This window comes from Mesorhizobium montanum (assembly GCF_033977145.1).
Taxonomy (GTDB): domain Bacteria; phylum Pseudomonadota; class Alphaproteobacteria; order Rhizobiales; family Rhizobiaceae; genus Mesorhizobium; species Mesorhizobium montanum.
The window spans coordinates 1-5,271 of record NZ_JAVIJF010000052.1; the positions used below are offsets into that span (position 1 = coordinate 1).

Here is a 5,271-nt window from a genome sequence, read left to right on the forward strand (position 1 = left end):
CAGATGATCATCGGCGGCACGCCGGTCGGCGCCTGCTGCCGCCTCGCAACGAGGGCATCAAAACTCGTGCCAATTGGCAGAAGTAGGCGAAGAAAGTATTTTTTGTGATCGTTTTCAGCTATTCGGCCTGAGACGAAATAAGACTTCGGCTAAACAAGCCTGTGTCGTGCACCTGTCAAAGCCGACGGAATGTCGGATGGCGTCGCGTGAGACCATTATACGTTGACGTCGCCGGAGAGCACAACGGCAGGGGGACTGGGAATGAAATGCCGCGGGCTATGCCCCCTTAGTACGGTGGCTCGGGTTCTCGAGACTCAGCGGCGGACGAGGCATGCGGGCCGACGTGCTCTCCTGAATCTCCTCGGCTTGAGATTAGCCTATTCCTCGAATGAGGAGACAGGCCATGAAGCAATCGAGATTTTCTGACGAACAGATCATCGGCATTTTGAAGGAGCACCAGGCTGGGCTTTCGAAACCTGACCGATCTCATTGCCCACGGTCGACTTTATAAGTGGCGCTCGGAGTAAGGCGGCATGGACGTATCGGGGGCGAAGCGGCTAAAGAGCCTTGAACAAGAGAACGGCAGACTGAAGCGTCTGCTGGCAGACGCCATGCTCGACGTCTCGACCTTGGGCGAGATGGTGGGACAGAGCTGGCTCCGCAAATTCCGACGGTGGCATAAGTGTTGAGCGCAAAACGATGATCGACCGCGAGCACGCCTTTCCGATCGTCGGGCAAGCCAAGATGCTCGGCCTTGCCCGCAGTATGGTCTACCATAAGCCTCGGCCGGTTTCGGCCGAGGACCTGGCGCTGATGCGCCGGCTCGACGAGTTGCATCTCGATTACCCCTTCGCCAGGGCGCGGATGCTTCGGGCGCTGCTGCGGCGAGCCGGTGTCGTGGTCGGCCGCCGCCATGTCGCGACGCTGATGAAGCGCATGGGGATTTCTGCGATCTATCGGCGCTCGAACACGAGCAAGCCAGCTGCGGGCCACAAGATCTACCCGTATCTGTTGCGCGGGATGAAGATCGCACGGCCGAACCATGTCTGGGCGATGGACATCAGCTACATCCCGATGCGGCGCGGCTTCGTCTATCTGGCGGCCGTCGTCGACGTGTTCAGCCGGCGGGTGCTGGCCCATCGGGTCTCAATCACGATGGAGGCGGCGTTTCGCGTCGAAGCGCTCGAGAGGGACCTGGCCAGTCATGGCCGACCCGAGATCTTCAACACGGACCATGGCAGCCAGTTCACCAGCCTCGAGTTCACAGGCGTGCTGACGGCGGCGAGCGTGTCCATCAGCATGGACGGCAAAGGTGCCTGGCGCGACAACGTCTTCGTCGAGCGGCTGTGGCGAACGATCAAATACGAGGAGGTCTATCTGCGCGCCTACGACAGCATGTCCGAGGCCCGCGCGTCGATCGCCCGGTATCTCGCCTTCTAGAATCCTGTTTCATAACACCCATCTGTCTATGCCGTTGAAGGGAATAGGTTTTGCTGATCGGGGTGCGATCCCGCGGGGTACTTCGGGTTCTGTCGCGCACGATGAACAATCTGCTGGGCTCGCGGCTTTCCAAGTTCTGATCGGCGGAAGATCCACGGCCCATCCGGTAGAGGATGAATGCCTTCGATCTCGCCTGCTTCGGCGGCGAGTCTGAGGGTCTTCGGTGCAACGCCGAGGAGGCGCGCCGCCTTGTTCAGGTTGAGCCATGGCGCGGTCCCATCCGGTGCCGGCCGGAAGACCGGGATCTTGTGATGCGATCTGTGTGCGGTGACCCGCTCCCGTGTCCAGCGATTGCCATGCCCGGTCACCAGGCCGTTGCGGTTGAGAATGCCGGCGATCAGATCATCGCTGGCGATTAGCACCAGTTGCCGGATGGCTGCGATGATATCGGTGGAGGTGCTGTTGCGCTGTCCGCGCCGGCGCTTCGGCAGGCGCAGCTCGGTATGGGCGCCGCCAATCCAATGGATCAGCAGCACGATCTCGGAGGCTTTATCGTCGATATTGGCGACCACCTCCTGAATGACGGTGCGCACGATGCGCTTCTTGAGCCTGGCGTCCGTCGTTGGCGCCGACCAGACAGCCTGAAGGTCTGTGGCCAGCGCCGTGATGCCCGTTGCCAACACAGGTGATGGCCTTGGCGTCGCGGCATCATGCGCGGCGATCTTGCTCTCGATCTCACCGACACGGATGAGTGCCTGGCTCCAACGCGCTTCCAGTTCCGCCGCGACCAGCCGGTTATCGGGATCGGCCGCGTCATATTGCCGGACGGCCCGGTCGGCGGCGTAGCGGGCAGCCTCAAGATCCCGACTGAGGGCGTCCCGGACCCGGTCACGACGATCGGCAGCTTGCGCCTCAGCTTCGGCAGCAATCGCTCCCGGCTCCACGACACGCAGGAGCGCTTCCTCAACCGCATCATCGACGCGCAGTCCGCCAAAGGCGATGCATCGCGGCTCACCATTGTCGAGCAGACCCCGCCAGCAAGAATAGCGCGGAATGTTGTGCTTGGTGCCCGTGTACCGCACCGTGAGCTTGCGGCCGCAGCGCCGGCAGCGGACAAGCCCGGCGAGCAGAGCGTCGCCATGCTTGGGCGCCCCGTGATGCCGGCTCGTGGGCACGTTGTTGCTCACCATCTTGCGGATCGCCTCTGCCCTTTCCCAACTGACATAGCCTTCATGGCTGTCCGGGATCAGCGCCAGCCATTCCTCGCGCGTCCTACGTCGGATGCCTGCTCGAACGGCGGATCGGCCAAATCCCGGCGCGACACGAGTCTTACCATAGGCGTAGGCGCCGCCGTAGATCGGGTTCTCGATCATCCGGTGGATGGTCGCATAGTTCGGCCTGCGCCAGACCACATCGCCGTTGTTGCGCTTGGCAGGCAAATCCAACCCATGCTCGAGGAACCACATCAAGGCCTGACGGGCGCTGCCGAGCTCAGCAACCTTGTCGAACACCAGGGCAATGGATTCCTGCACACGCCGATCAGGATCCTTCTCAAGCCGATCGCCGACCTTCACGAAGCCGACAGGGGCTGCGACGACGAGTTCGCCGCGGCGGGCCTTCTCGTAGCGGGCCGACAGCGAACGCTGGCGCAGAAGATCGAGTTCATACTCGTTAAGACTGCCCTTCAATCCCAGCAGCAGTCGATCATTGCCCTGACGCGGCGCATAGACCGTCTCCTGGTCGATCAGCACGGTATCGACGACACGACACATCTCGATAAGCTGCTGCCAGTCGCGGCTGTTGCGGGCAAACCGCGACACCTCCCGTGCCGCCCCGACCTTGCCGAGACAGACCTCAGCGACCATCCGATCGAAGCCGGCGCGTACGACGCCGCCGGCGGCAGAACGGCCGAGATCGTCGTCGATCGTCTCTACGCGAGACCAGCCAAGCGCCGTCAGGCGATCGCGCATCGCATATTGAAGCATGCTGCTCTCACGATTGTGCAGGACCTGATGGGCTGACGACTGCCGCACATACAGGATCGCTTTACGCTCCAGATGATGCGGCCCAATCTTCTCATGCATCATGATCCGCGCCCTCCCGTTTTGCGGCACCCTCGCCGTCGACGTGCCCGAGGATCAGGCTGACCATCAGCTTCGTCACTGATCGGCGCGCCGCGGCCGGCAGCGCCTGCCATTGCGGCGTCTGCACCGTGTTGGCGTCGTTCGGCTTCGAGAACAGATCGAACTGGTATGTCGTGGGCTGGCGCGGCATGGACATCTCCCCGATTCGCGTAGTGAAGACCCGATGCTGCGCCCGAATCCTCTAATTGCGATGGGGTGTGGGAATTGGCCGTCGCGTCCTGCAGCAGTGTCACCAAGAGGCCGAGCGTTCTGGGATCGACATGTGGGGCAGCGGCAATGCGCCACGCGGTGCAGACCGCGCGATCAAACATCCAGGCCGGAACCTCCAGCCACCGATCGGAGGCGTGGCCAGAGAGACTGCAGCGGAAAACCTCCCGGGCAGCCTTCTCGATCACCTCATGAACGTGAACACACCGCCCGGCCCAGGGATGCCATGGATAAAGAAGCTCGCGTTCCTCGATCCCGTGGGCGTTCTCTCGTCGTGTTGTATAGTGGAGGGCGCCCGCATTCGAGCCTTGACGGACGCACGCCCGACGAAGCTTATTTCGGCGCGCAAGCGATGGCGACGGCCGCATGATCGTCGCTCGCGATTTTGCTGCAGCTATGGTCGGGCTACGCCCTCCCGACGCCGCAGCAAAATCGCAAAGCCAGCGTAACCCGGCAGGATGCCACTTAAATTCCGCGGGGCGCTGTCCAAACAAGCGGAGCCAGCTCTCTCGGTGGTGCCGACGCCGTCGCTACTCACAGAATGATCTCGGCGCGCCAAACGTGCTTCTGCGGCGCATTGCGATCTCGGATCAGCGCGCCAGACGCTGACGATCAATCGAAGAAAACGGTGAGGAATAGTCCTGTGCGCATGCGCCAGACTCGCACGCGCACTCACAAAAGGGAGTCCCAGCCGGACTCTTATATCAGGCGTCATCCACTAGGTGCGGCAATGGAGGGTTAATCCTGATTTCGCCCGACATGGACTACAGACCCCCGCAAGATGCAATCCTGTGGCCGGCTGCGCAACCCAGACCAACTTCGCCAGCCACCCTGTCGTATCTTAAAACTAAGCATGAACTAACATTCTACACGATCACCCAGGGGAAGGCCAGTTTTGGATAAACCGCAGCCGATCTCGACCTCCTGGCTATCGGCTAGGATTCATCACCACTTGGGAAAAGTTCCCCTTCGGTTTTGGAAAACTATTAAAACACTCTGAAAAACGTAAAGCTAAGTTGGTGCTGAAGTTTAAGATAAAATATAAATCCTTAACAATAATTTACTTGATTACGGCAAAAATTGAAATTAAGCTTCAACCTACGGCAGATAGTGCTGTGTAGATAGTCGATAGAATTTGAGGTAAGTAATGTGTGTACTGTCTCTGCCGGTAGTCGTGGTGCGCTCCACTTGGTTCCACAAAAAAATCGGAGTCGTTGATGACGTTGGCGTTGTTGCCGACCGGCCGCCAAGCTCTTGGACGTCGGCCAGCAAGTAAACAAGACATCAATCCCGCGGGCGCGAACGACTTGTTCACACCCGACGACGAGGCGCATGGCAATGCGACCCGCGACTGCGGCGTTTGTCGTGGCGTGTATTTCGGTGAAGCGCCCGCGACAGCTACGCTGAGTTAGACGGCTACGAAGAGCTTGTAGATTCAACGGCGGCCATTGCGCCGTCGGCGACTGTACCGCATCTCATC

The 5,271-nt window shown here is 60.6% G+C and carries 2 protein-coding genes and 2 pseudogenes; 1 reads left to right on the plus strand and 3 read right to left on the minus strand.

Translation table 11 applies throughout. The features are described from left to right. Nucleotides 1-403: 403 nt before the first annotated feature. Nucleotides 404-1,437: pseudogene (locus tag RFM68_RS33315) on the plus strand (transposase); the annotation flags it as partial. A gap of 29 nt (nucleotides 1,438-1,466) precedes the next feature. On the opposite strand, the gene RFM68_RS33320 reads toward RFM68_RS33315, so the two are convergent. The 3 genes and pseudogenes from RFM68_RS33320 to RFM68_RS33780 all read right to left on the minus strand — a co-directional run. Next, nucleotides 1,467-3,527, minus strand: a complete 2,061-nt coding sequence (locus RFM68_RS33320) for a recombinase family protein (RefSeq protein WP_320237171.1) — start codon at nucleotides 3,525-3,527, stop codon at nucleotides 1,467-1,469. After that, nucleotides 3,517-3,714, minus strand: coding sequence for a hypothetical protein (locus tag RFM68_RS33325; protein WP_320237172.1), 198 nt, complete (start codon nucleotides 3,712-3,714; stop codon nucleotides 3,517-3,519). The genes RFM68_RS33320 and RFM68_RS33325 overlap by 11 nt, the downstream gene beginning before the upstream one ends. Nucleotides 3,715-4,299: 585 nt before the next feature. Continuing rightward, nucleotides 4,300-4,442: pseudogene (locus RFM68_RS33780) on the minus strand (IS630 family transposase); the annotation flags it as partial. Between the last annotated feature and the right edge of the window lie 829 nt (nucleotides 4,443-5,271).